Origin of the sequence: Streptomyces sp. NPDC060028 (genome assembly GCF_042736725.1) — a bacterium.
Classification (GTDB): Bacteria; Actinomycetota; Actinomycetes; order Streptomycetales; family Streptomycetaceae; genus Streptomyces.
In genome coordinates this window covers 1-2,003 of sequence record NZ_JBHWVJ010000175.1, presented here as the reverse complement: position 1 = coordinate 2,003, position 2,003 = coordinate 1, and the positions used below count along the sequence as shown (strand labels likewise).

The following is a 2,003-nucleotide window of genomic DNA, read 5'->3' as shown; positions in this document are numbered from 1 at the left end:
GGTCAGTCGGGGATGGACAAGGCGTTCGGGTCGGGTGACCAGGAGCAGGGTGAGAACGCGCGGCAGCAGATGGCGGGCGCGAACTTCGACGCGGCGCGTTTCGGTGGCCGTTAATCAAGCTGGTTTTCTCACGGGGAGTGATGGTTGATGGCTGCTGGGACTGACCGTCGGTCGTATGACTTGGGTGCGTCGACGGAGACGCAGGGCAACATCGGTGCGGTGATCGGCCGGTTGGAGCAGGTGATCGCGGCGCGTGATGCGCAGGTGAAGGCTGCGATGAGTGATTTCGCGGCGGATGGTGTGGCGGATGACTACCACGCCAAGGAGTTGCGGTGGAACGGGGCCTCGCAGGAGGTCAAGAACATCATCCGGTTGTTGAAGTCGACGCTGGAGAAGAACGACGCGACGGCGCAGCAGACGGTTTCGCGGGCCAAGGCCGCGGTCGACAACATCGGCTGACCGGTTTTACCGGGTTTTGTTGTACGGGGGATTGTTGTGACGTCTTGGGACATCAAGCCGCAGGGTGTGCAGGGTCAGTTGCAGCTCACGGGTACGAAGGCCGGTGAGTTGGAGAAGGCGTTGAACTCGTTGGTGGCGGACATGTCGTCGGCGGCTCATGCGGCGGGTACTGCGGTGCCGGGGTCGATGGCCGAGACGCATGTTCAGGGTCCGGTGCCGGTGGGTGCGCCGCCGTTGTCGCAGAAGGCGACGGGGCCGGTGGGTGCTGCGTTGGCGCAGTACCTGGAGAAGAAGCAGCCTGAGTTGAAGACGATGGCGGAGCGGATCGAGGCCTCGATCCTGGGTGCGGCGAAGGCGACCCGGGAGTATTGCGAGGGTGACCTGGAGGCGGCGAAGAACGCCCAGGACGCGGCGAAGAGCATGCGTCTGGATCTGCTGCGTGAGGCTGCTGGGGGCGCGAAGTGAGCAACGATCCGGTCAATCCGGGTGAGGTGCCGGTTTTCACCGGGAATCTCGCCGAGTTGGAGACGAAGGCGAAGGCTCTGGTCGGGGACGGTCCCAAGATCGCCACGGCTGGTTCCGACGTGCACACCACGTTTGGTGGTCTGTCCGCGTTCTATCAGGCTCCCGAGGCGGAGCAGTTGTTCGCGGTGACGAAGCCGGTGCAGGATGTGACTTCGCATTTCACGGCGGATCTGAAGGTGATTTCGGGTGCGCTTTCGACGTATGCGCATGACATCACGCCGTTGGTTGCGAAGTTGGACCGGTTGCGTGAGGACGCGGCGAAGTTCAAGACGAAGATCTCGCATGAGGACAAGTGGCGTGAGGACGGCGATCTGATCGAGGAGAACCTCGATCGCCGTAATGAGATCGCCGTGGTGTGGACGCAGTTCCAGGATGCGGAGCGGGCGGCGCACGCGAAGATCGTGGCGTTGTGGGGTGGCCCGGCGCTGATCAAGAACGACGGCTCGAACAAAGACAACATGTACGGCTATGACGCGGAGGCGCTGAAGGCGTCGAAGTCGTTGCCGTGGGGTGATGCGGTCGAGGAGTCGGTTCCGTGGTGGCAGGTGTGGGAGCACGCCTACGACTTCGGCAAGGGTGTCATCGTCGATGGTGTGTGGGGCACGATCAAGGGCCTGGGCACGTTGGTGGGGTTCTCCGGCTGGGATGCGGCCGGTCAGGCCTGGACGGGTCTTGCGAAGCTGGCGACGGGTTTGGCGATCACCTCCATTCCGGGTGTGGGTCCGATGTTCCTGGCGGTTCCCGACGAGAAGCTTCCGTCGTGGCTGCGTGATTCGAAGACCGCGATGAAGGAGACCGGCAAGGCTCTCCTGGCGTGGGACGAGTGGGGTCACAATCCGTCGCGTGCGGCGGGCGCGGTGACCTTCAACGTGCTGACGACCGTCTTCACGGGTGGTGCGGGTGGGGGCGCCTCGGCCGCGGGCAAGGCGGGCATGGCCGCGAAGGCGATCTCCTTCGCGGGCAAGGCCGGCAAGTTCATCGACCCGATGACGTACGTCTTCAAGGGCGCCGGCGCCGGC

General features: G+C 64.3%; 2 protein-coding genes and 1 pseudogene. All 3 read left to right on the top strand.

All coding sequences use genetic code 11. The annotated features are described in order from the left end of the window. Positions 1–147 precede the first annotated feature (147 nt). Positions 148–459: a pore-forming ESAT-6 family protein gene (locus ACFWBF_RS37235; RefSeq protein ID WP_385609264.1), complete on the top strand. Its 312-nt coding sequence runs from the start codon at positions 148–150 to the stop codon at positions 457–459. A gap of 36 nt (positions 460–495) precedes the next feature. After that, positions 496–924 carry a DUF6507 family protein gene (locus ACFWBF_RS37230; protein WP_385609263.1) on the top strand — a complete coding sequence of 143 codons (429 nt, stop codon included), beginning with the start codon at positions 496–498 and terminating at the stop codon, positions 922–924. Beyond that, positions 921–2,003, top strand: a pseudogene (locus ACFWBF_RS37225) (hypothetical protein); the annotation flags it as partial. The gene ACFWBF_RS37230 and the pseudogene ACFWBF_RS37225, both read left to right, overlap by 4 nt.

Excerpts from the sequence above, each read along its gene's own strand:
- ACFWBF_RS37235 (WP_385609264.1), top strand. The coding sequence starts at position 148 with ATGGCTGCTGGGACTGACCGTCGGTCGTATGACTTGGGTGCGTCGACG.